The sequence below is a fragment of the Escherichia sp. E2661 genome (assembly GCF_004745185.1).
In the GTDB taxonomy this organism is placed as follows: domain Bacteria; phylum Pseudomonadota; class Gammaproteobacteria; order Enterobacterales; family Enterobacteriaceae; genus Escherichia.
The window spans coordinates 33,913-57,836 of sequence record NZ_PDIG01000003.1; the positions used below are offsets into that span (position 1 = coordinate 33,913).

Below are 23,924 nucleotides of genomic sequence, written 5' to 3' on the forward strand. Positions count from 1 at the left end.
GTGCCGGATGCGACCTACATTCACATGGCGCTTTTTATATCTGACGGTTTTTATTGAAGTTAATCAAACTACCCGCTTTGATAATCTCGCGCTCTTCAGCAGTCAGACTTTCCATATAGAGCGTAATCTCCGTTACCGGCGCATCTTTATGGATCACATAACCTTTAAATGTCGTACCTGGATTATCCAGCGCCGCTTTAATGCCAGGGATGTAAATGTAATCACCTACGTCAAAGTTCGGTGCCTCCGCCATTTGCAGCGGTAACATCCCCCAGTTGATGACGTTAGAACGGTAGCGTTTAGTCGCGTACTCCTCGGCAATATTCGCCAGACCGCCAATCACTCGCTGGCAGCTCGCAGCCTGCTCACGCGCAGAACCATCGCCTGGTTTGACCGCATAGACCATGCTGCCAATTTCAGTTTGCAGCGGATCATTATTTTCCTGACCAGCAATCTGCTTAATGCGCGCAAAAACGTCTGCCAGTTCGCTGACATTCCCCGCCAGACGCTGATTTTCCAGCTCGGCAGTGGCTTTACTTCTGCCAACATAACCCGGATCACGGCGTGACAGGGTAAATTCCGCCAGACCAATCGGATTTGAACGATACGAAGAGGTTTCACCGGAAGGAATCAATTCGTCAGTGGTGGTCACTTCGTCGAGGATCTTCGAGCACACTTTGAGGACGATATTGTCAGTCAGCGCGCCCAATTCCGGCCAGTCTTTGATGTTCGGTCCGTAGATCAGCGGTTGCTGAGTCGCCCCTTTAACAAAGCCCTGATAAACACGGTTTTTATACGGCGTTACATCGAAGGCGTACTCCGGCACGTTGTCCCAGCAATCGAGTTCGCTGGCAGAGGTTAAATAGCCACCGTTTGCCGCAGTCGCAGCGATAGAACGAGCGTCCATCAACGCCACCGCTGACATCTGCCCATTGGCTGGCTTAGAGCCTTCGCGGTTCGGGAAGTTACGTGTGGTGTGGCGAATACTCAAACCGTTGTTGATTGGCGTATCGCCCGCGCCAAAGCATGGGCCGCAGAACGCGGTTCTGATGATTGCACCTGCGCCAATCAAATCTGCTACCACACCTTTTTTGGCGAGATCCATAAACACCGGCTGTGATGACGGGTAAACCGCCAGCGAGAAGGTGTCATTGCCACAGGATTGACCGCGCAGCGCATTTGCTGCGGCGATAACGTTTTCATAGTTACCGCCAGAACAGCCCGCGATAATCCCCTGCTGCACTTTCAGGCGACCATTTTCCACTTTATCCAGCAGCGAGAGTTTGGCTTTACCGTGCGCCACGCGTTCGGACTCAATTTCAATCTCACGCAGAATGTCGGTCAGGTTCTGGTTCAGCGTGTCGATTTCATACACGTTGCTCGGATGGAACGGCAGCGCAATCATTGGTTTGATGGCACTTAAATCAACGCTGATGCAGCCATCGTAGTACGCCATCGGTTGAGGGTTAAGCTGGCAGTAATCCTGGCCGCGACCGTGAAGCGCCAGCCAGTTATGCACTTCTTCATCAGTTTGCCAGACAGAACTTAAACAGGTCGTTTCAGTGGTCATTACGTCAACGCTGTTACGGAAATCGGTAGAGAGCGCAGCAACACCGGGACCTACGAATTCCATCACTTTGTTTTTGACGTAGCCGTTTTTAAACACGGCGCCGATAATCGCCAGCGCCACATCCTGCGGCCCCACATACGGCGCAGGTTTTCCGGTCAGATGCACCGCAACCACGCCCGGATAGTCGATATCCCAGGTGTCATTAAGCAGTTGTTTTACCAGCTCGCCGCCGCCCTCACCGACTGCCATTGTCCCTAATGCACCGTAACGGGTGTGGCTGTCTGACCCGAGGATCATTTTGCCGCCGCCTGCCATCATCTCACGCATATATTGATGGATGACCGCAATGTGCGGAGGCACAAAAATACCGCCATAACGCTGAGCCGCCGATAAACCAAAAATATGGTCATCACCGTTAATGGTGCCGCCCACAGCACAGAGTGAGTTATGGCAGTTGGTCAGCACATACGGCAGCGGGAAACGTTCCATACCGGACGCTTTAGCGGTCTGTACAATACCAACAAAGGTAATATCGTGAGAGGCTAATGAATCAAACTTAATTTTAAGTTTATCCATATTTCCGGACGTATTATGAGAAGAGAGAATAGACCAGGCAATAGTGCCTTTTTTTGCTTCTTCTTTTTTTATTTCGCCGGTGAAATGTTCTTCGGCAATTATTTCGTTATTACTGGCGAGAAACACGCCTTTTTCAGATAACTTGGTCATCAAATGCTCCAGATATCTGCGCACCGTGAAGTGCGCAGAAAGATAATAAATGGATATACTCTAAATAATTCGAGTTGCAGGAAGGCGACAAGCGAGTGAATCCCCAGTCACTTACTTAAGTAAGTGACTGGGGTGAGCGAACGCAGACGCAGCACATGCAACTTGAAGTATGACGAGTATATTTACAGCATGTTCCAGCCGATCAGCATATTCCACCACCACACGCCGAGGGTGATATGCACCAGGAAGGTTAATATCGTCAGTACCGCACCGACCAACCACCAGGATTTAATATCGTTGTAACCCACACCAAAGATGACCGGACCAGCCGCGCCACCATAGTGAGTAACCATGCCGCCGTAGGAGTTGGAGAACAACAGTGCCAGCGCGGTTAACATTAACGGTGCACCGGAGACGTTCGCCAGCATGGCAAATACCGGTAACATGGCAACGATATAGGCACTACCGGAAGCGAAGAAATAACGTACGATGATGCTAAGGAAAATAATAACGAAGAAAGCAACGTTACCGTGACCATCAAATGCCAGGTTATTTTTAAAGACTTCAGCTAACCATTCGAAGAATTTAACTTTCGATAATAAGGAGCTTAAGCCGATAATACCGCCGTACCAGATTAAGGTATTCCAGCCGCCTTTATTTTTAACCACGTCTTCCCAGGTAACGATACCCAGCAGCAGCATGGTCGCCATAACAACGATTGCCACAGTGGATTCATCAACCCCGAGCGTTTTACTGAAAATCCAGCCCAGCGGCGCCAGCACAAAGACACCGAGCAGCATTTTTTCACGGATTTTCATCGGCCCCAGTTCAGCAAGGCCCGCTTTGGCGATGGTTTTGTTATCCACCTTTTTAATTTCTGGCGGATACATGGTGTAAATCACCAGCGGAGTGACCAGCAGCATAATGATACCCGGCAAACCGGCGGCCAACGCCCATCCCCCCCCAGCTAATTTGCAGGTGCAGAATGTCGTTGATCATTTTCAGCGCCAGAATGTTCCCTGCCATTGCGGTAAAGAACATATAGCTGGTGGTTTTGGTGACCATGTAAATGGACATCATCAAGTAATGTCCGACACGACGCGGGCTTTTTTTCAGGTTCTGACCCCAAAGCCACTGCCACGCTGTTGATGATCGGTAATACAATGCCGCCCGCACGCGCGGTGTTAGACGGTGTTGCTGGAGCCAGTACCAGATCGAGGAATACCGTAACGTAACCCAGACCCAGGGTAGTGCTACCAATTTTACCAATCAGCAAATAGGCAATACGTTTGCCTAAGCCGGTGGTCACAAATGCGGCGCTTAAGGTAAACGCCGAGAACACCAGCCAGGTGGTACCTGAAGAGTAACCGCTTAATACGGCGGTGGTTTTAAACGCACCGTCAGATAAGTTACCGACCACCACCATTGAGGCAGCAACGGCAATTAACAGTACGACAGGTTCCGGGAAAGGCTTGATAACCAGCCCCACAATCGCCGCCAGGTAAATACCAAAAAGTACCCATGCCAGTTCGCTTAATCCTGCCGGGGCTGGCATAAAGCCAATAATACATGGGATCGCTAATATCAGAATTAGCTTCCATAACGATTTCTTATTCATTTAAAATCCTGTTCTTTCTGTATGACTCATACAGAAGTCCTTTATTGATTGTCCTTATCACGCCAACAAAATTTTTCAGGGAAGATAAACTTCACCGGAAAATATTTTTCTGGTCGTCCGAATAACAGATGCACGTAACGTTGTGGCATCCTGACCTTCATTACTTAAATGAACGTCAAGCGCACCACTGGGGTGTTCAATATTGATATTGCCGTACCCCACAGAAGGGACGATTTGTCGGGTGACGGTGCCTTCCAATGCACAGCTACTGGAAATAGCAATAGCGCCAGTTATCGCCAGCGCGCGATGGCAAGAATGCGGCATAAAATAACGCACATTAATTGCCCCGCCTTTCTGCGCTGGAGAAATAAGCACAGGTTTAGGGATAACCATATTACTGACATCGCCTAAGCCCATTGCTTTACCCGCTTGCAGACGGATAGATTCAATGCGGGCTAATAATGCTTTGTCGGCATCCAGTTCCGCCGGTAATTCATAGCCTGTTTTGCCCAGATATTCAGCCGGAATAATGACGACTGGCATCGCCATATCAATACAGGTCACTGGAACATCGTCAAAATAATCAATCTGTTTATCAGTCGGGAAGACTTTTCCGGTTTTTGTTCCTGCGGCATTCAGGAAAGTGAGAGCGACCGGTGCGGCTGTCCCTGGCACACCATCAATTCTGGCGCTACCCTCGTACTTGACAACACCATTTGGCGTTTGCACATCAGCTTCGATGAACGTACCAGTATTGACGTTGCGGATACGCACACGGGTGACCGGTGATGTCGCGGCAATCAAACCATTTTCAATGGCGAATGCCCCAACCCCAGACAGCATATTGCCGCAGTTGGGTGTCGTATCGACACGCTGCTCATGGACGATAACCTGAGCAAACAGATAATCGACATCAGCACGCGGATCGTCGGAACGGCTAATAATGGCGACTTTACTGGTCAGCGGATTACCGCCGCCGATACCGTCTATTTCCAGATCGTTACCGGAACCCATAATTGCCATCAATATTTTATCGCGCTGCGTTTGATCTTCGGGTAAATGTTCCGCTAACAGGAACGCGCCCCTCGAGGTTCCACCTCGCATCATCACGCAGGGTATTTTTTTCATAATAATGCCCTCAATTTAAAAACATAACTTATTGCGATATGGTTACATTAAGGGCAAAGCATCTCTAATGACTTTAGCTCCACGATTAATAACATTTTTTTCATTAATTTAAGTGATTAAATTGCAGTTAAACTGTTTAACTGTAAATCACTAAAACGCACCGCTTCCATTTTTCGGAGTAATAATGAAGCATGAATTATCAAGTATGAAGGCATTTGTTACGCTGGCAGAGTCCAGTTCATTTAACAATGCTGCTAAATTACTTAATATTACGCAACCTGCATTAACGCGCAGAATAAAAAAGATGGAAGAAGATTTACACATTCAACTTTTTGAGCGTACAACTCGCAAGGTTACGTTAACAAAAGCAGGAAAAAGGTTGCTCCCGGAGGCTCGGGAATTAATAAAGAAATTCGATGAAACGCTTTTTAGTATTCGCGATATGAATGCTTATCATCGTGGTATGGTGACGTTAGCGTGTATTCCGACCGCGGTATTTTATTTTTTACCACTGGCAATCGGTAAATTTAATGAGCTGTATCCCAATATTAAAGTGCGGATTCTGGAACAAGGCACGAATAATTGCATGGAATCGGTGCTGTGCAATGAATCTGACTTTGGCATAAACATGAACAATGTCACAAATTCATCCATTGACTTTACCCCACTGGTCAATGAGCCGTTCGTGCTGGCCTGTCGGCGTGACCATCCATTGGCCAAAAAGCAGCTGGTGGAATGGCAGGAGTTAGTAGGTTACAAAATGATTGGCGTGCGTTCCTCCAGCGGCAACCGACTGCTGATTGAGCAAAAATTGTCCGATAAGCCCTGGAAACTGGACTGGTTTTATGAAGTGCGTCATCTTTCGACGTCATTAGGATTGGTGGAAGCGGGACTGGGGATTTCGGCGCTTCCTGGCCTGGCAATGCCTCATGCGCCCTATTCTTCGATTATTGGTATCCCATTGGTGGAACCCGTTATACGTCGAACATTGGGAATAATTCGCCGTAAAGATGCCGTACTTTCTCCAGCAGCAGAACGCTTTTTTGCCTTGCTGATTAATTTATGGACTGACGATAAAGACAATTTGTGGACCAATATCGTCGAACGCCAGAGACACGCGTTACAGGAGATGGGCTAATACTCCCGGCGCAGGAGATTCAGCGCCGGGTAAATCAGCGGTTAGTGTGCGTTCACCACAACCCACATTGGCCCCTGCCCTACCGCATAGCGGCCTTTTTCATGCAGCAGCCCCTGCTCGCCGACAATTTCGTATACCGAGATATGGTGCGATTTTTGCCCGGCAGCAATCAGATATTTGCCACTGTGATCAACATTAAAGCCGCGCGGCTGAGTTTCCGTTGGCTGGAAGCCTTCTTTACTCAACACGCTGCCATCTTCCGAAACGCTGAAAACGGTAATCAGACTGGCGGTACGGTCGCAGGCGTATAAATGACGACCATCCGGGGTGATATGAATATCTGCCGCCCAACGGGTGTCGGAGAAGTTTTCCGGCATCATATCCAGCGTCTGGACACATTCGATATTGCCGTGCGGATCTTTCAGTTCCCAGACATCCACTGAGCTGTTTAACTCATTGACGCAATATGCATATTGTTCGTTTGGATGGAACACCATATGACGCGGACCGGCCCCTTCAACGGTAGTCACTTCTGCCGGGTCCTGCGCCACCAGATGACCGTCATCGCTGACCGTAAACAGGCAAATACGATCCTGCTTTAATGCCGGAACCCACAGGGTGCGGTTATCTGGTGAAATATTGGCGGAATGACAGCCGTCCAGTCCCTCAACCACATCGACAACGCCCACTGGCAGGCCATCTTCCAGACGCGTTACGCTCACGTTACCCGCATTGTAAGAACCTACAAAGACAAACTGCCCCTGGTGATCGGTGGAAATATGCGTCGGGCTACCCGGCAGCGCAGACTCTGCGGCAAAGGTCAGTGCGCCATCGTCCGGGGCGATACGATACGCCAGGACGCGAAACTCAGGGCGAACACCAACATAGAGATAACGTTTATCCGGGCTGACCACCATTGGCTGCACCTGCCCCGGCACATCGACAACCTGTGTCAGCGTCAGCACGCCTTCATGATTCAGGTTCCAGACGTGAATTTGCTGGCTCTCAGGGCTGGCGATATAAACTGTTTGCTTCATGAATGCTCCTTTGCATTTAGCAACTGACTTTAACAGCTAAAATTAGTCGCTTTTGGCGGTGAATGCTGAATTAAAACGCAGAATTTTGTCCGATAGTGGTATCGGTGTACCATTCTCGCAGACGAAAATTCTTAACCTTAATCTGGAAAACGCCATGACCACACGCGTGATTGCTCTCGACTTAGACGGCACCTTATTGACCCCGAAAAAGACTCTGCTTCCCTCATCGATTGAAGCGCTTGCCCGCGCTCGCGAAGCAGGTTACCAATTGATTATCGTCACGGGTCGCCATCACGTCGCTATTCATCCTTTTTATCAGGCGCTGGCGCTGGATACACCTGCTATTTGCTGTAATGGCACCTATTTGTATGATTATCATGCAAAAACTGTGCTTGAAGCCGATCCAATGCCCGTTAACAAAGCCCTGCAACTCATTGAGATGCTGAATGAACACCACATTCACGGTCTGATGTATGTGGATGACGCAATGGTCTATGAGCATCCGACCGGACATGTCATTCGCACGTCTAACTGGGCGCAGACTTTGCCGCCGGAACAGCGCCCGACTTTCACACAAGTCGCTTCTCTGGCTGAAACGGCGCAACAAGTTAACGCCGTGTGGAAGTTCGCTCTGACGCACGATGACCTGCCGCAGTTACAGCATTTTGGTAAGCATGTTGAACATGAGTTGGGTCTGGAGTGTGAATGGTCCTGGCACGATCAGGTTGATATTGCGCGCGGCGGCAACAGTAAAGGCAAACGCCTGACGAAATGGGTTGAGGCGCAAGGCTGGTCGATGGAAAACGTAGTCGCATTCGGCGATAACTTCAATGATATCAGTATGCTCGAGGCTGCCGGAACGGGTGTAGCGATGGGCAATGCCGATGACGCGGTAAAAGCACGCGCCAATATCGTGATTGGTGACAATACCACCGACAGCATCGCCCAGTTTATTTATAGCCACCTGATTTAATCAGGCGGTTATCGACACACTTTTAATTTGCGCGTATAGCCACAGGCCAGGTTTGATCGCCAGTTCATCCCTGGCCCACGGGCTTATTCGCGCCCACAGCGTTTTACCGCCGACTTCCAGTTCCACTTCCACCTGGCCGTTATCATCATAGCTATTGACGACTTTTGCGCGCAGCACATTGCGGATGCTGGTTTGTTGCGGCGGTTGTAAAACCAGAGAAACATCGGAAGCCTGGATGCGGATGCGTAGCGCGGCTTGCAGCGGTTCATCCAGCTTATTAACCCATAAATGCTGATCGCCCAGCGCCAGCGCGGTCATTGCGTAACGCGGATGATGTTCCAGTACCGTTACTTTCAGAATGCTGCTTTGTTGCTCTTTCGGCAGCCACGGATTCATCACGCTACTGCCCCACACTTCTTCCAGCGCCCCGAAAGCTTTCACCTGGCCGTTTTCCAGTACCATCACTTTGTCCGCCAGATGGAGGATTTCATCCAGCGAATGACTGACATACAGCATCGGAATGTTGATTTCCCGCGTCAGCCGTTGCAGATAAGGCAATAACTCGCGTTTGCGCGGAAGATCCAGCGACGCCAGTGGTTCATCCAGCAATAATAATTCCGGAGCCGTCAGCAATGCCCGACCAATTGCCACACGCTGTTTTTCGCCTCCGGACAGGCTGCCCGGTAAACGGTCAAGCAACGGTTCAATGCCTAAAAGCGCCACCAGCTTATCGAACTGATCGACCATACTTTTCGCCATACCGTAGCGCAGATTGCCACGCACTTTGTAATGCGGGAACAGCCGTGCATCCTGAAACACATAGCCAACGCGACGCTTTTCCGGCGTCAGGCAGATACCTTTTTCGGCATCATTTAGTACCCGACCATTGAGGACAATCCGCCCTTTTTGCGGGCGCGTCAGTCCACTAATGGCGTTAATCAGCGAAGTTTTTCCGGCACCGGAGACGCCAAAGATAGCAGTGATGCCATTGGCGGGCAGCGTTTCATTAATAGTCAGGCAATGGTTGCCCAAGGTCTGGGAAAAATTCAGTTCCAGCATGATTAGCCGCCCCGCCCGTTCACGGCTGATTCTGGCCAGCCATTCTGAAATCAACAGGGAGATCATCGCCAGCGCAATAGAAATAATGCACAGTCTCGCTGCGCCGCTTTCACCGCCTGGGGTCTGGATCAGGGTATACATGGCAGAAGGAATGGTTCGCGTTTCACCTGGAATGTTCGAAACAAAGGTGATGGTTGCGCCAAATTCACCGAGCGAACGGGCGAAAGCCAGTACTGTACCGACGATAATTCCCGGCAACGTCAGCGGTAACGTGATAGTAAAGAAAACGCGCCAGCGCCCGGCCCCCAGCGTTCTTGCGGCCTGTTCCAGTTTGACATCAACCCCTTCCAGCGCCAGACGAATCGCCCGCACCATCAACGGAAAAGACATGACGGCGGCAGCGAGAACCGCGCCGCGCCAGCTAAACGCGAAGGTAATGCCAAACCAGTCATACAGGCGTTCGCCGATAAATCCGCGCCGTCCCATAGAAACTAACAGCAAGTAACCGACAACCACGGGCGGTAACACCAGCGGTAGATGCAGTACGCTGTCGAGCAGAGCTTTGCCCGGAAACGTGCAACGCACCAGTAACCAGGCAAAAAAGATCCCAAACGGCAGGCTAAACAGCACAGCCAGGGAAGAAACTTTCAGGCTTAGTAAAACCGCCTGCCATTCTGGATCGGTCAGTATCATTACTTAGTTGTAAATCCGTAACGTTTAAAGATTTCCGCAGCCTGCGGTCCCTTCAGATAATCGTAAAATGCTTTCACTGTCGCGTTGTTATGCCCTTCCACGACGGCAACCGGATATTCCACTTTTTTATGCGAATCTTCCGGGAAGGTGGCGACCACTTTTACCCCTTTGCTGGCAACTGCGTCAGAACCGTAGACAATACCCAGCGGCGCTTCATTACGTTCGACCAGCGCCAGCGCCCCACGAACATCTTCTGCCGGAGCCAGTTTCGGGGAGAGCGTATCCCATGCGCCCAGTTTTTGCAGAGCTTCTTTCGCATAAATGCCAGCCGGAACATGTTCTGGATCGCCAACCGCCAGGCGGCCGCCATTCAGCAGCAAAGTCCAGTTAGTTTTGCTGTCGATGGTGAACTCTTTCTGCTCGCTGGCTTTCGGTGCTACAACGACCAGGCTATTGCCGAGCAATGTTTGACGCGTGGCGGTATCAATTCCTTTTTTATCAATTGCATAATCCATCCATTTCTGATCGGCAGAAATAAACAGATCCGCTGGCGCACCTGCTTCAATCTGACGAGCCAGAGTAGAAGAAGAGGCGAAAGAAGAAACGACGTCTACGCCTTTCTCTTTTTTATACTGCGTAGCGATATCCTGCATCGCGTTGGTCAGTGATGCTGCGGCAAAAACCGTGATTTTCCCTTCATCCGCCAACGCATTGCCAGCAACAGTGAAAGAGAGCGCCGCCCCGGCAAACAGGTTTAACCATTTACGAGCCATTTGTAACCCCTTTATTTAACGTTATGTAGGCGTCAATATAACGGCAAGTTCGGAATTTTCCCAGCAGTTATTGCTAACCTTTGAGAGGTAGTTAGAAAAAATATCGGCAGGAAAAGCAGGAAGTTGAGAAAAAGAAAATGCCCGACTCAGCGGGCATTCATGGAATCAATGATTTTGTCCGGGCTGGTCTTTTTTACCAACACCAGAAAAGATGTTGAATACTTCACCAAGACCGTAAATCAGACCCAGGATGATGGCCATCACGACAGGTACCATGATTACGGCGAATACCAGACTTTTTAATAACTCTAACATGGTCAACTCCAGATGTAGTCCTGTGACTATTCTAACCGTTAAGCACAGAAAAGCACTCCCCTTTTGTGCGGTCAGCTTTGCGTGGCGCTCATTTTCCGTCACAATAAGATTTTTGCCAGGACATTGTTATGCAGGCCGAAATCCTTCTCACCCTTAAGCTTCAACAAAAGCTCTTTGCCGACCCACGCCGCATTTCGCTACTAAAACACATCGCGCTTTCCGGTTCCATCAGCCAGGGGGCGAAAGATGCCGGTATCAGCTATAAAAGCGCCTGGGATGCCATTAACGAAATGAATCAGTTAAGTGAGCATACGCTGGTTGAACGCGCTACGGGCGGAAAAGGCGGTGGCGGTGCTGTGCTGACCCGCTATGGTCAGCGACTGATTCAGCTTTACGATCTTCTCGCCCAGATCCAGCAAAAAGCCTTTGATGTGTTAAGTGACGATGACGCCCTGCCGCTGAACAGCCTGCTGGCCGCGATCTCACGTTTTTCACTGCAAACCAGCGCCCGTAACCAGTGGTTCGGCACCATCACCGCCCGCAATCATGATGACGTTCAACAGCATGTTGATGTCTTACTGGCCGATGGTAAAACACGTCTGAAAGTCGCGATTACCGCGCAAAGTGGCGCTCGTCTGGGGCTGGATGAAGGCAAAGAAGTGTTGATTCTGCTGAAAGCGCCGTGGGTGAACATTACCCAGGATGACACCGTAGCCCAGAGTGCCGACAACCAATTGCCGGGCATTATTCGCCATATAGAGCGCGGCGCAGAACAGTGCGAAGTATTAATGGCGCTACCCGACGGGCAAACCCTGTGCGCCACGGTGCCGGTAAATGAAGCGGCTTCTCTTGAGCAAGGACAGAATGTCACGGCCTACTTTAATGCCGACAGCGTGATTATCGCCACACTGTGCTAAGCGTGTTGACAATTTGTTATGAAACACGTATCCCTGTCAGTAATCGCTGCAAAAAATGGGATATAAAATGTCATTGTTGCAAATTTTGCAAGGCACGTTTCGTCTTAGCGACACAAAAACGCTGCAATTACCTCAGTTAATGTTAAACGCGGGTGATAGTTGGGCGTTTGTCGGTTCGAATGGAAGCGGGAAGTCAGCGCTGGCCCGCGCGCTGGCCGGGGAACTTCCGCTTTTGAAAGGTGAACGGCAAAGCCAGTTTTCCCACATCACTCGTCTCTCCTTCGAGCAATTGCAAAAGCTCGTCAGCGACGAATGGCAGCGGAATAACACCGATATGCTCGACCCTGGCGAAGATGACACCGGGCGCACCACGGCTGAGATCATTCAGGATGAAGTTAAGGATGCACCGCGTTGCGCGCAACTGGCGCAGCAGTTCGGCATTACCGCCCTGCTCGACCGACGTTTTAAATATCTTTCCACTGGCGAGACGCGAAAAACCCTGCTGTGTCAGGCGCTGATGTCGGAGCCTGACTTACTGATTCTTGATGAGCCGTTCGATGGCCTGGATGTTGCCTCACGTCAGCAGCTGGCTGAGCGACTCGCCTCGTTACATCAGTCCGGTATTACTCTGGTACTGGTGCTCAATCGCTTCGATGAGATCCCGGAATTTGTCCAGTTTGCTGGCGTGCTGGCGGATTGCACGTTAGCGGAAACTGGCGCTAAAGAGGAACTGCTCCAGCAAGCACTCGTCGCGCAACTGGCGCATAGCGAACAGCTTGAAGGTGTGCAACTGCCGGAGCCGGATGAACCTTCAGCACGTCACGCCTTACCCGCCAACGAACCGCGCATTGTGCTGAACAACGGCGTGGTTTCTTATAACGATCGCCCCATTCTTAATAACCTTAGCTGGCAGGTGAATCCTGGCGAAAACTGGCAAATTATCGGGCCCAATGGCGCGGGAAAATCGACATTATTAAGCCTGATTACTGGCGATCATCCGCAAGGTTACAGCAACGATTTGACGCTTTTCGGACGACGTCGCGGCAGCGGCGAAACCATCTGGGATATTAAAAAGCATATCGGTTACGTCAGCAGTAGTTTGCATCTGGATTACCGGGTCAGCACTACCGTGCGTAATGTGATCCTTTCTGGCTATTTTGATTCGATTGGCATTTATCAGGCAGTTTCGGATCGCCAGCAAAAACTGGTGCAGCAGTGGCTGGATATTCTCGGCATTGATAAACGCACGGCTGACGCTCCGTTCCATAGCCTTTCCTGGGGACAGCAGCGTCTGGCGCTGATCGTCCGCGCGCTGGTGAAACATCCAACGTTGCTTATTCTCGATGAACCATTGCAGGGGCTGGATCCGCTCAATCGCCAGCTTATCCGCCGTTTTGTTGATGTGCTGATTAGCGAAGGTGAAACGCAATTATTGTTTGTTTCGCACCATGCTGAAGATGCGCCTGCCTGTATTACCCATCGTCTGGAGTTCGTGCCGGACGGTGACCTTTATCGCTATGCACTGACAAAAATAAACTGAGTCGGTAGTGCTGACCGTGCCGGATGCGGCGTAAACGCGTTATCCGGCCCACAGTTCGACGCATCCAGGCATGAAACCGCATCTTTTTTTTCAGATAAAAAGCGCAATCATTCATAAACCCTCTGTTTTATAATAAATTAATCGCACATAAAAAACGGCTAAATTCTTGTGTAAACGATTCCACTAATTTATTCCATGTCACACTTTTCGCATCTTTGTTATGCTATGGTTATTTCATACCATAAGCCTAATGGAGCGAATTATGAGAGTTCTGGTTACCGGTGGTAGCGGTTACATTGGAAGTCATACCTGTGTGCAATTACTGCAAAACGGTCATGATGTCATCATTCTTGATAACCTCTGTAACAGTAAGCGCAGCGTACTGCCTGTTATCGAGCGTTTAGGCGGCAAACATCCAACGTTTGTTGAAGGCGATATCCGTAACGAAGCGTTGATGACCGAGATCCTGCACGATCACGCTATCGACACCGTGATCCACTTCGCCGGGTTAAAAGCCGTTGGCGAATCGGTACAAAAACCGCTGGAATATTACGACAACAATGTCAACGGTACTCTGCGCCTGATTAGCGCCATGCGCGCCGCTAACGTCAAAAACTTTATTTTTAGCTCCTCCGCCACCGTCTATGGCGATCAGCCCAAAATTCCATACGTTGAAAGCTTCCCGACCGGCACACCGCAAAGCCCTTATGGCAAAAGCAAACTGATGGTGGAACAGATCCTCACCGATCTGCAAAAAGCCCAGCCGGACTGGAGCATTGCCCTGCTGCGCTACTTCAACCCGGTTGGCGCGCATCCGTCGGGCGATATGGGCGAAGATCCGCAAGGCATTCCGAATAACCTGATGCCGTACATTGCCCAGGTTGCTGTAGGCCGTCGCGACTCGCTGGCAATTTTTGGTAACGATTATCCGACCGAAGATGGTACTGGCGTACGCGATTACATCCACGTAATGGATCTGGCGGACGGTCACGTCGTGGCGATGGAAAAACTGGCGAACAAGCCAGGCGTACACATCTACAACCTCGGCGCAGGCGTCGGCAGCAGCGTGCTGGACGTGGTTAATGCCTTCAGCAAAGCCTGCGGCAAACCGGTTAACTATCATTTTGCACCGCGTCGCGAGGGCGACCTTCCGGCCTACTGGGCGGACGCCAGTAAAGCCGATCGCGAACTGAACTGGCGCGTAACGCGCACACTCGATGAAATGGCGCAGGACACCTGGCACTGGCAGTCACGCCATCCACAGGGATATCCCGATTAAGGAACGACCATGACGCAATTTAATCCCGTTGATCATCCACATCGCCGCTACAACCCGCTCACCGGGCAATGGATTCTGGTTTCACCGCACCGCGCTAAGCGCCCCTGGCAGGGGGCGCAGGAAACGCCAGCCAAACAGGTGTTACCTGCGCACGATCCAGATTGCTTCCTCTGCGCAGGTAATGTGCGGGTGACTGGCGATAAAAACCCCGATTACACCGGGACTTACGTTTTTACCAATGACTTTGCGGCCCTGATGTCTGACACGCCAGATGCGCCAGAAAGCAACGATCCGTTGATGCGTTGCCAGAGCGCGCGCGGTACCAGCCGGGTGATCTGCTTTTCACCTGATCACAGTAAAACACTGCCAGAACTCAGCGTTGCGGCATTGACGGAAATCGTCAAAACCTGGCAGGAGCAAACCGCAGAGCTGGGAAAAACCTATCCGTGGGTGCAGGTATTTGAAAACAAAGGTGCAGCGATGGGGTGCTCTAACCCGCATCCGCACGGACAGATTTGGGCAAATAGCTTCCTGCCTAACGAAGCTGAGCGCGAAGACCGCCTGCAAAAAGAATATTTTGCCGAGCAGAAATCGCCAATGCTGGTGGATTATGTCCAGCGCGAGCTGGCAGACGGTAGCCGTACCGTTGTCGAAACCGAACACTGGTTAGCCGTAGTGCCTTACTGGGCTGCCTGGCCGTTCGAAACGCTACTGCTGCCCAAAGCCCATGTTTTGCGGATCACCGATTTGACCGACGCCCAGCGCAGCGATCTTGCGCTGGCGTTGAAAAAGCTGACCAGTCGTTATGACAACCTCTTCCAGTGCTCCTTCCCCTACTCTATGGGCTGGCACGGTGCGCCGTTTAATGGCGAAGAGAATCAACACTGGCAGCTGCACGCGCACTTTTATCCGCCTCTGCTGCGCTCCGCCACCGTACGTAAATTTATGGTCGGTTATGAAATGCTGGCAGAAACCCAGCGTGATCTGACGGCAGAACAGGCAGCAGAGCGTTTGCGCGCAGTCAGCGATATCCATTTTCGCGAATCCGGAGTGTAAGAAATGAGTCTGAAAGAAAAAACACAATCTCTGTTTGCCAACGCATTTGGCTACCCTGCCACTCACACCATTCAGGCGCCTGGCCGCGTGAATTTGATTGGTGAACACACCGACTACAACGACGGTTTCGTTCTGCCCTGCGCGATTGATTATCAAACCGTCATTAGCTGTGCGCCACGCGATGACCGTAAAGTTCGCGTAATGGCAGCCGATTATGAAAATCAGACTGACGAGTTTTCCCTCGATGCGCCCATTGTCGCGCATGGAAACTATCAATGGGCGAACTACGTTCGTGGCGTGGTGAAACATCTGCAACTGCGTAACAACAACTTCGGCGGCGTGGACATGGTGATCAGCGGCAACGTGCCGCAGGGTGCCGGGTTAAGTTCTTCCGCCTCACTCGAAGTCGCGGTCGGAACCGTATTGCAGCAGCTTTATCATCTGCCGCTGGACGGCGCACAAATCGCGCTTAACGGTCAGGAAGCAGAAAACCAGTTTGTTGGCTGTAACTGCGGGATCATGGATCAACTAATTTCCGCACTCGGCAAGAAAGATCATGCCTTGCTGATCGACTGCCGCTCGCTGGGGACCAAAGCGGTTTCCATGCCGAAAGGCGTAGCTGTGGTCATCATCAACAGTAACTTCAAACGTACCCTGGTTGGCAGCGAATACAACACCCGTCGTGAACAGTGCGAAACCGGTGCGCGTTTCTTCCAGCAGCCAGCTCTGCGCGATGTCACCATTGAAGAGTTCAACGCTGTTGCACATGAGCTGGACCCAATCGTGGCGAAACGCGTGCGTCATATCCTGACTGAAAACGCCCGCACCGTTGAAGCTGCCAGCGCGCTGGGGCAAGGCGACCTGAAACGTATGGGCGAGTTGATGGCGGAGTCTCATGCCTCTATGCGCGATGATTTCGAAATCACCGTGCCGCAAATTGACACTCTGGTAGAAATCGTCAAAGCTGTGATTGGCGACAAAGGTGGCGTACGCATGACCGGCGGCGGATTTGGCGGCTGTATCGTCGCGCTGATCCCGGAAGAGCTGGTGCCTGCCGTACAGCAAGCTGTCGCTGAACAATATGAAGCAAAAACAGGTATTAAAGAGACTTTTTACGTTTGTAAACCATCACAAGGAGCAGGACAGTGCTGAACGAAACTCCCGCACTGGCACCCGATGGTCAGCCGTACCGACTGTTAACTTTGCGTAACAACGCAGGGATGGTAGTCACGCTGATGGACTGGGGTGCGACTTTACTTTCCGCCCGTATTCCGCTTTCCGATGGCAGCGTCCGCGAGGCTCTGCTTGGCTGCGCCAGCCCGGAATGCTACCAGGATCAGGCTGCATTTCTTGGGGCCTCTATTGGTCGTTATGCCAACCGTATCGCCAATAGTCGTTATACCTTTGACGGTGAAACCGTGACGCTGTTGCCAAGTCAGGGCGTCAACCAACTGCACGGCGGCCCGGAAGGGTTCGACAAACGCCGCTGGCAGATTGTGAACCAGAACGATCGTCAGGTGCTGTTTGCCCTGAGTTCAGATGATGGCGACCAGGGCTTTCCGGGTAATCTCGGCGCAACGGTGCAATATCGTCTGACCGACGATAACCGCATCTCTATTACTTATCGCGCCACAGTTGATAAACCTTGCCCGGTGAATATGACTAATCACGTCTATTTCAATCTTGACGGCGAGCAGTCTGACGTGCGCAATCACAAGTTGCAGATTCTGGCGGACGAATACCTGCCGGTTGATGAAGGCGGCATTCCGCGCGACGGCCTGAAATCTGTCGCCGGAACGTCTTTTGATTTCCGCAGCGCCAAAATCATCGCCAGTGAGTTTCTTGCCGACGACGATCAGCGCAAAGTGAAAGGTTACGATCACGCGTTCTTGTTACAGGCCAAAGGCGATGGCAAAAAAGTGGCGGCGCATGTCTGGTCAGCAGATGAAAAATTGCAGCTGAAGGTCTACACCACCGCTCCGGCTCTGCAATTCTACTCCGGCAACTTCCTCGGCGGCACACCATCAAGAGGAACTGAACCTTACGCCGACTGGCAGGGGCTGGCGCTGGAAAGCGAGTTTCTGCCGGACAGCCCGAACCACCCTGAATGGCCGCAGCCGGACTGCTTCCTGCGTCCTGGCGAAGAGTATTCCAGCCTGACGGAATATCAGTTTATTGCTGAGTAATGTTAAGCCCTCGTCATGAGGGCTTTATCCTCGTATTGTTCAAATCACCAGCAAATACCGACATATTTGCAACTCAATATTCACAACAACCTTACACTGCGACACTATTTTCGCTATGGTTATGCGTAAGCATTGCTGTTGCTTCGTCACGGCAATATAATGAGAATTATTATCATTAAAAGATGATTTGAGGAGTAAGTATATGGCTGTAACTAAGCTGGTTCTGGTTCGTCATGGCGAAAGTCAGTGGAACAAAGAAAACCGTTTCACCGGTTGGTACGACGTGGATCTGTCTGAGAAAGGCGTAAGCGAAGCAAAAGCAGCAGGTAAGCTGCTGAAAGAGGAAGGTTACAGCTTTGACTTTGCTTACACCTCTGTGCTGAAACGCGCTATCCATACCCTGTGGAACGTGCTGGACGAACTGGATCAGGCATGGCTGCCCGTTGAGAAATCCTGGAAACTGAACGAACGTCACTACGGTGCGTTGCAGGGTCTGAACAAAGCGGAAACTGCTGAAAAGTATGGCGACGAGCAGGTGAAACAGTGGCGTCGTGGTTTTGCGGTGACTCCGCCGGAACTGACTAAAGATGATGAGCGTTATCCGGGCCACGATCCGCGTTACGCGAAACTGAGCGAGAAAGAGCTGCCGCTGACTGAAAGCCTGGCGCTGACCATTGACCGCGTGATCCCTTACTGGAATGAAACCATTCTGCCGCGTATGAAGAGCGGTGAGCGCGTAATCATCGCCGCTCATGGTAACTCGTTGCGTGCGCTGGTGAAATATCTTGATAACATGAGCGAAGAAGAGATTCTTGAGCTAAATATCCCGACTGGCGTGCCGCTGGTGTATGAGTTCGACGAGAACTTCAAACCGCTGAAACGCTATTATCTGGGTAATGCTGACGAGATCGCGGCGAAAGCAGCTGCTGTCGCTAACCAGGGTAAAGCGAAGTAAACGTCATTTGTTTAATAATGAGAAAGCCGACTGCAAGCGAGTCGGCTTTTTTGTTGCTAACAATGGAGCACATTGCCTGATGCGACGCTGCGCATCTTATCAGGCCTATGGTGATTCATCGGATACGCCACTCTGGCGGTGCATCCGACAATTAAACCTTACCCGCGACGCGCTTTTACTGCATTCGCCAGTTGACGTAACAGAGCATCGGTATCATCCCAGCCAATACAGGCATCGGTGATACTCTTGCCATAAGCCAGCGGCTCCCCGCTCTCGAGGCTCTGATTGCCTTCCACCAGATGGCTTTCCACCATCACACCAATAATGGCTTTTTCGCCACCAGCAATCTGCTGGCAAACGTCCGCACACACATCCATCTGCTTTTTAAACTGTTTGGACGAGTTGGCATGGCTGAAATCAATCATCACTTGTGCTGGCAGGCCTGCTTTGTTCAGCCCTTCTTTCACTTCAGCAACGTGCTTCGCGCTGTAGTTAGGCTCTTTACCGCCGCGCAGAATGATATGGCAATCGCCGTTACCGCTGGTATTCACAATCGCCGAATGACCCCATTTGGTCACTGAAAGGAAGCAGTGCGGCGCACCGGCGGCATTAATGGCATCGATAGCCACTTTAATCGTACCGTCTGTGCCATTTTTGAAACCTACCGGGCAAGAAAGACCAGATGCCAGTTCGCGGTGCACCTGCGATTCCGTAGTACGTGCGCCAATTGCGCCCCAGCTCATCAGGTCAGCGAGATATTGTGGGGTGATCATGTCGAGAAACTCACCCGCCGCTGGCAGACCGCTGTCGTTAATATCAAGCAGCAATTTACGGGCAATACGCAGACCGTCGTTGATCTGGAAGCTGTTATCCATATGCGGATCGTTAATCAGCCCTTTCCAGCCCACCGTGGTACGCGGCTTTTCAAAATAGACGCGCATTACGATTTCCAGGTCGTCTTTTAGCTCTTCACGCAGCGCCAGCAAGCGAGTGGCATACTCTTTAGCCGCGACAGGATCATGAATTGAGCACGGACCAATCACCACTAACAGGCGATCATCATTACCTTTCAGGATCTTATGGATCGCTTTTCGGGCATGGGCAACCGTATTCGCGGCATTTTCAGTAGCAGGGAATTTTTCCAGCAGTGCGACAGGAGGAAGTAACTCTTTGATTTCTTTGATGCGTAAATCGTCGTTCTGATAATTCATGTCTGTTCCAGTGTTGCCATACTTATCTTGGTGAATGCAATCCTTCCAATCTATATCTTCCGTCAGAATGTGTAAACGGGGTTTTACACTATGGACGGAATAATCCTGGAATCGGCAAGAAATACGCCATATTGTCGCGAAAAACGAGATCTCTCCTACAATTTCTAACTGTAACTTCTTTGTTTATTAATTATTTCAAGATTCTCTGCTGGATTTCTTTGCCTGGCTGAAATCTTAAACCATTGCCTGATATTCACCTGCAAATGCACTGTTGGAAGAGGTTATCCGACATAACGACCATAACAGGAGCATCCTATGAAAATGACAAAACTGGCCACACTATTTTTGACTGCCACTCTAAGCCTTGCCAGCGGCGCCGCACTGGCTGCCGATAGTGGAGCGCAAACCAACAACGGCCAGGCAAACGCCGCAGCTGATGCGGGCCAGGTTGCCCCGGACGCTCGTGAAAAATGTCGCACCAAATAACGTCGACAATAACGGGGTTAATACCAACTCGGGCGGGACTATGCTGCACCCGAATGGTTCATCCATGAACAATGACGGCATGACCAAAGACGAAGAGCACAAAAATACCATGTGCAAAGACGGTCGCTGCCCGGACATCAATAAAAAGGTACAAACCGGTGATGGCATCAATAATGATGTCGATACCAAAACCGACGGTACTACGCAGTAAGCCAGGATATATGGCTGATAATGGGAGAGCGGAGGCTCTCCTTTTTAATTTTTCCCTTCTAAAAGAAGTATGATGTCATAAAGTTAAGTGAGATAAATTAAGGGATGACTCGTCATGGCGCACTCACACACTTCCCCACACCTACCAGAAGATAATAATGCTCGTCGCTTGTTGTATGCTTTCGGCGTAACTGCCGGGTTTATGCTGGTAGAAGTCATTGGCGGTTTTCTTTCCGGTTCTCTGGCATTGCTGGCTGATGCCGGACATATGTTGACCGATACTGCCGCCCTGCTTTTCGCCCTACTCGCCGTGCAATTTTCACGTCGTCCTCCCACCATTCGCCACACTTTCGGTTGGCTAAGATTGACCACGCTCGCGGCGTTTGTGAATGCCATCGCCCTGGTGGTGATTACGATTTTGATTGTCTGGGAGGCGATAGAACGTTTCCGCACGCCGCGTCCGGTTGAAGGCGGTATGATGATGGCGATTGCCGTGGCGGGATTGCTGGCAAATATACTTTCTTTCTGGTTACTTCATCACGGTAGTGAAGAGAAAAACCTCAACGTGCGAGCAGCGGCACTGCATGTGCTTGGGGACCTGCTGGGTTCCGTTGGTGCTATCGTCGCCGCGTTGATAATTATCTGGACCGGCTGGACACCTGCGGACCCCATTCTCTCGATACTCGTGTCGCTTCTGGTTCTACGCAGCGCGTGGCGATTATTGAAAGACAGCGTGAATGAATTACTTGAAGGTGCGCCCGTTTCGCTGGATATTGCTGAAATGAAACGCCGCATGTGCCGGGAAATCCCGGAAGTCCGCAATGTGCACCATGTACATGTGTGGATGGTGGGCGAAAAGCCAGTGATGACGCTGCATGTGCAGGTGATCCCGCCACACGATCACGATGCCTTGTTAGATCAGATCCAACACTATTTGATGGATCACTATCAGATTGAGCACGCCACCATCCAGATGGAATATCAACCTTGTCATGGGCCAGACTGCCACCTGAATGAAGGGGTGTCTGGCCATTCACATCATCACCATTAATGGGACAGCGCGCGTGAACCTCTTTCGCGTGCGCTGTTGATCCACATCCGGCTGCCGTTGAGGGCAATAAAGGTCAGGATCAGATACTCCAGCGACATGGCATAGACGCCCTGTAAGGCGAAAATCACCACGCTAATCACGTTAATGATGACCCACAATAACCAGTTTTCGACGTATTTACGCGTCATCAGAATCATTGCCACGATGGAGAGTACCATCATGCAGGAGTCCCAGAATGGGAAGGCGTCCGGTTGCAATTCTGGCATCACTACCTGCAAACCCAATGCTTGCATAATCGTGACTGCCACGCGGGTCAAAAATGCAAACACCGGATTGATAAATACCGTCATCAGACCAATCGAAACAACGCAAACCGCCAACCAGCTTAGCGCCTTCGGCAATGGCAACCAGCGAATTTTCAACTCAGTTTCATGTTGACTGGTTTGTCGCGACCAGGCATACCAGCCATAAATGTTAGCGGCAAAGAAAAACACCTGTAACAGCAGGCTGGCATACAGCTGAATCTGAAAGAAAATAATGCCAAACAGGGTAACGTTGATCAGGCCAAAAAAGTAGTTACTGATCTTCTCCAGACTGGCAAGGCCAATACACAGTAACCCGGCGATCGTCCCCACCGCTTCGATCCATGAGAGATCGTAACCGCCAGCACCGATCGGTATATGAACCAGAATGTTCTGTGTGCTAAAAAAATCCATCTTTCCCCCATGTGTAGCGTGACGCCTTATTGTCAGTTATCCACGTAGTGTAGCCGCAAAATCCAGCATGCGGTTGAGCGGCACCAGCGCCCTCTCTCGCAGATTTTCGTCAACATGAACCTCGTGATTGCTTCCTCCCTGTTCCAGCGCCTCTGCGATGGCCTGAAGGCCATTCATTGCCATCCACGGACAATGAGCGCAACTTCGACAGGTAGCGCCCTCGCCTGCGGTTGGCGCTTCCAGCAATTTTTTTATCTGGCACTGCCTGCTGCATTTTGTAGAAAATGCCCCGGTCAGTCGCCACAATCAGTTGCTGATGCGGCAATGTTTTTGCAGCGTTAATCAACTGACTTGTGGAACCAACAGCATCGGCCATATCGACAATAGCTTGTGGTGACTCCGGATGCACCAGTATGGCAGCATCGGGGTACTGTTTTTGTAATTGGGTTAACGCCTGAGTCTTAAACTCGTCATGAACGATACAGGCGCCTTGCCAGCATAAGATGTCTGCGCCTGTCTGTTTTTGCACGTAACGCCCCAAATGTTTGTCTGGTGCCCAGATGATTTTTTCACCCAAGCTATCCAGATGGTCAATGAGTTCGACGGCAATGCTTGAAGTTACCACCCAATCTGCACGCGCTTTTACCGCAGCAGAAGTGTTGGCGTAGACAACGACAGTACGATCGGGATGGGCATCGCAAAATGCGTTGAATTCTTCAATCGGACATCCGAGATCCAGTGAACATTCAGCCTGAAGTGTTGGCATCAGAATTGTTTTTTCCGGGCTGAGAATTTTGGCAGTTTCCCCCATAAATCTCACCCCAGCAACTAACAGCGTAGAAGCGGGATGCTTAGCACCGAAGCGGGCCATTTCCAGAGAATCAGAGATACAGCCACCGGTTTCTTCAGCCAGCTGTTGAATTTCGGTATCGGTATAGTAGTGGGCGACCATCACCGCATTACGTTCTTTCAGCAGACGTTTTATTTTCTCGCGATAATACGCTTTTTCATCAATGCTTAACGGCGTTGGCTTCGGGGGGAAAGGATAAATCGCCGTTTCAGGATCAAACATCACGCTCATTTGGCCATCTCGTTTTACAGGCTTAACGTTAAAACCGACATAAGCGTGATATTCGCTATTATCGGCGTAATTTGTTTTATATGCTAAACAAGATAGTCGAATGGTTGGGAAAAGTCACTCGAATTACGTATGAGATGCCGAATGCCATACTTTGCGTCTTATTCCTCCGACGTAGAGTTGTTTACGCAGCAAGCGCGGAGTATGTC

Annotated in this window: 18 protein-coding genes and 4 pseudogenes; 11 read left to right on the forward strand and 11 right to left on the reverse strand. The window is 50.7% G+C overall.

All coding sequences use genetic code 11. From position 1 onward, the window contains the following. Nucleotides 1–34: 34 nt before the first annotated feature. The 3 genes and pseudogenes from CRI63_RS02395 to CRI63_RS02405 form a co-directional block, all read right to left on the reverse strand. Complete coding sequence (locus CRI63_RS02395) at nucleotides 35–2,296, reverse strand: hydratase (protein WP_135518397.1); 2,262 nt, start codon at nucleotides 2,294–2,296, stop codon at nucleotides 35–37. A gap of 182 nt (nucleotides 2,297–2,478) precedes the next feature. Beyond that, nucleotides 2,479–3,914 (reverse strand): annotated as a pseudogene (locus tag CRI63_RS02400) (anion permease). A gap of 75 nt (nucleotides 3,915–3,989) precedes the next feature. Then, a complete protein-coding gene (locus CRI63_RS02405; protein WP_135518399.1) occupies nucleotides 3,990–5,042 on the reverse strand; it encodes a 4-oxalomesaconate tautomerase in 1,053 nt (350 codons plus the stop codon). A gap of 184 nt (nucleotides 5,043–5,226) precedes the next feature. Here CRI63_RS02405 and CRI63_RS02410 point away from each other — a divergent pair, with 184 nt between their 5' ends. Next, nucleotides 5,227–6,180: a LysR family transcriptional regulator gene (locus tag CRI63_RS02410; RefSeq protein WP_135489547.1), complete on the forward strand. Its 954-nt coding sequence runs from the start codon at nucleotides 5,227–5,229 to the stop codon at nucleotides 6,178–6,180. A gap of 41 nt (nucleotides 6,181–6,221) precedes the next feature. On the opposite strand, the gene pgl is transcribed toward CRI63_RS02410, so the two are convergent. Then, nucleotides 6,222–7,217: a 6-phosphogluconolactonase gene (gene pgl / locus CRI63_RS02415; RefSeq protein WP_000815455.1), complete on the reverse strand. Its 996-nt coding sequence runs from the start codon at nucleotides 7,215–7,217 to the stop codon at nucleotides 6,222–6,224. A gap of 154 nt (nucleotides 7,218–7,371) precedes the next feature. On the opposite strand from pgl, the gene ybhA reads away from it, so the two are divergent. Beyond that, on the forward strand, nucleotides 7,372–8,190 hold the full coding sequence (ybhA, locus tag CRI63_RS02420) for a bifunctional pyridoxal phosphate/fructose-1,6-bisphosphate phosphatase (RefSeq protein ID WP_000213425.1): 819 nt from the start codon (nucleotides 7,372–7,374) through the stop codon (nucleotides 8,188–8,190). Here ybhA and modC read toward each other — a convergent pair whose 3' ends face one another. From modC to acrZ, 4 genes and pseudogenes are all read right to left on the reverse strand, one after another. Continuing rightward, nucleotides 8,191–9,249, reverse strand: coding sequence for a molybdenum ABC transporter ATP-binding protein ModC (modC, locus tag CRI63_RS23865; protein WP_130258662.1), 1,059 nt, complete (start codon nucleotides 9,247–9,249; stop codon nucleotides 8,191–8,193). A 6-nt stretch (nucleotides 9,250–9,255) separates the two neighbouring features. Further along, nucleotides 9,256–9,942, reverse strand: a pseudogene (gene modB, locus CRI63_RS23870) (molybdate ABC transporter permease subunit); the annotation flags it as partial. After that, nucleotides 9,942–10,715 (reverse strand): molybdate ABC transporter substrate-binding protein, encoded by a 774-nt coding sequence (gene modA, locus CRI63_RS02430; RefSeq protein ID WP_135518403.1) that lies wholly within the window; start codon nucleotides 10,713–10,715, stop codon nucleotides 9,942–9,944. The pseudogene modB and the gene modA, both read right to left, overlap by 1 nt. A 165-nt stretch (nucleotides 10,716–10,880) precedes the next feature. Next, complete coding sequence (gene acrZ, locus CRI63_RS02435; protein ID WP_000891515.1) at nucleotides 10,881–11,030, reverse strand: multidrug efflux pump accessory protein AcrZ; 150 nt, start codon at nucleotides 11,028–11,030, stop codon at nucleotides 10,881–10,883. A 128-nt stretch (nucleotides 11,031–11,158) separates the two neighbouring features. Here acrZ and modE point away from each other — a divergent pair, with 128 nt between their 5' ends. The 7 genes from modE (at nucleotide 11,159) to gpmA (ending at nucleotide 18,963) form a co-directional block, all read left to right on the forward strand. After that, on the forward strand, nucleotides 11,159–11,947 hold the full coding sequence (gene modE / locus CRI63_RS02440) for a molybdenum-dependent transcriptional regulator (protein ID WP_135518405.1): 789 nt from the start codon (nucleotides 11,159–11,161) through the stop codon (nucleotides 11,945–11,947). Between the two features lie 67 nt (nucleotides 11,948–12,014). Beyond that, nucleotides 12,015–13,487: a molybdate ABC transporter ATP-binding protein ModF gene (modF, locus tag CRI63_RS02445; RefSeq protein ID WP_135518407.1), complete on the forward strand. Its 1,473-nt coding sequence runs from the start codon at nucleotides 12,015–12,017 to the stop codon at nucleotides 13,485–13,487. A gap of 262 nt (nucleotides 13,488–13,749) precedes the next feature. Then, nucleotides 13,750–14,766, forward strand: a complete 1,017-nt coding sequence (gene galE / locus CRI63_RS02450) for a UDP-glucose 4-epimerase GalE (protein WP_001265443.1) — start codon at nucleotides 13,750–13,752, stop codon at nucleotides 14,764–14,766. A 9-nt stretch (nucleotides 14,767–14,775) separates the two neighbouring features. Beyond that, a complete protein-coding gene (galT, locus tag CRI63_RS02455; protein ID WP_000191508.1) occupies nucleotides 14,776–15,822 on the forward strand; it encodes a galactose-1-phosphate uridylyltransferase in 1,047 nt (348 codons plus the stop codon). A 3-nt stretch (nucleotides 15,823–15,825) separates the two neighbouring features. Beyond that, nucleotides 15,826–16,974: a galactokinase gene (gene galK, locus CRI63_RS02460; protein WP_135518409.1), complete on the forward strand. Its 1,149-nt coding sequence runs from the start codon at nucleotides 15,826–15,828 to the stop codon at nucleotides 16,972–16,974. After that, nucleotides 16,968–18,008, forward strand: coding sequence for a galactose-1-epimerase (gene galM, locus CRI63_RS02465; protein WP_135409722.1), 1,041 nt, complete (start codon nucleotides 16,968–16,970; stop codon nucleotides 18,006–18,008). Before galK ends, galM begins: the two co-directional genes overlap by 7 nt. A 202-nt stretch (nucleotides 18,009–18,210) precedes the next feature. After that, nucleotides 18,211–18,963 (forward strand): 2,3-diphosphoglycerate-dependent phosphoglycerate mutase, encoded by a 753-nt coding sequence (gene gpmA / locus CRI63_RS02470; protein WP_001295305.1) that lies wholly within the window; start codon nucleotides 18,211–18,213, stop codon nucleotides 18,961–18,963. A 158-nt stretch (nucleotides 18,964–19,121) separates the two neighbouring features. Here gpmA and aroG read toward each other — a convergent pair whose 3' ends face one another. Beyond that, nucleotides 19,122–20,174 (reverse strand): 3-deoxy-7-phosphoheptulonate synthase AroG, encoded by a 1,053-nt coding sequence (gene aroG / locus CRI63_RS02475; RefSeq protein ID WP_130209918.1) that lies wholly within the window; start codon nucleotides 20,172–20,174, stop codon nucleotides 19,122–19,124. Between the two features lie 315 nt (nucleotides 20,175–20,489). Here aroG and CRI63_RS02480 point away from each other — a divergent pair. Beyond that, nucleotides 20,490–20,871: pseudogene (locus CRI63_RS02480) on the forward strand (YbgS-like family protein). Between the two features lie 114 nt (nucleotides 20,872–20,985). Beyond that, a complete protein-coding gene (gene zitB / locus CRI63_RS02485) occupies nucleotides 20,986–21,921 on the forward strand; it encodes a CDF family zinc transporter ZitB (RefSeq protein WP_130214939.1) in 936 nt (311 codons plus the stop codon). Here zitB and pnuC read toward each other — a convergent pair. After that, nucleotides 21,918–22,637 (reverse strand): nicotinamide riboside transporter PnuC, encoded by a 720-nt coding sequence (gene pnuC, locus CRI63_RS02490; RefSeq protein ID WP_130214942.1) that lies wholly within the window; start codon nucleotides 22,635–22,637, stop codon nucleotides 21,918–21,920. The two genes, zitB and pnuC, sit on opposite strands and share 4 nt — an antisense overlap. Nucleotides 22,638–22,673: 36 nt before the next feature. After that, nucleotides 22,674–23,718: pseudogene (gene nadA / locus CRI63_RS02495) on the reverse strand (quinolinate synthase NadA). Nucleotides 23,719–23,924 lie beyond the last annotated feature (206 nt).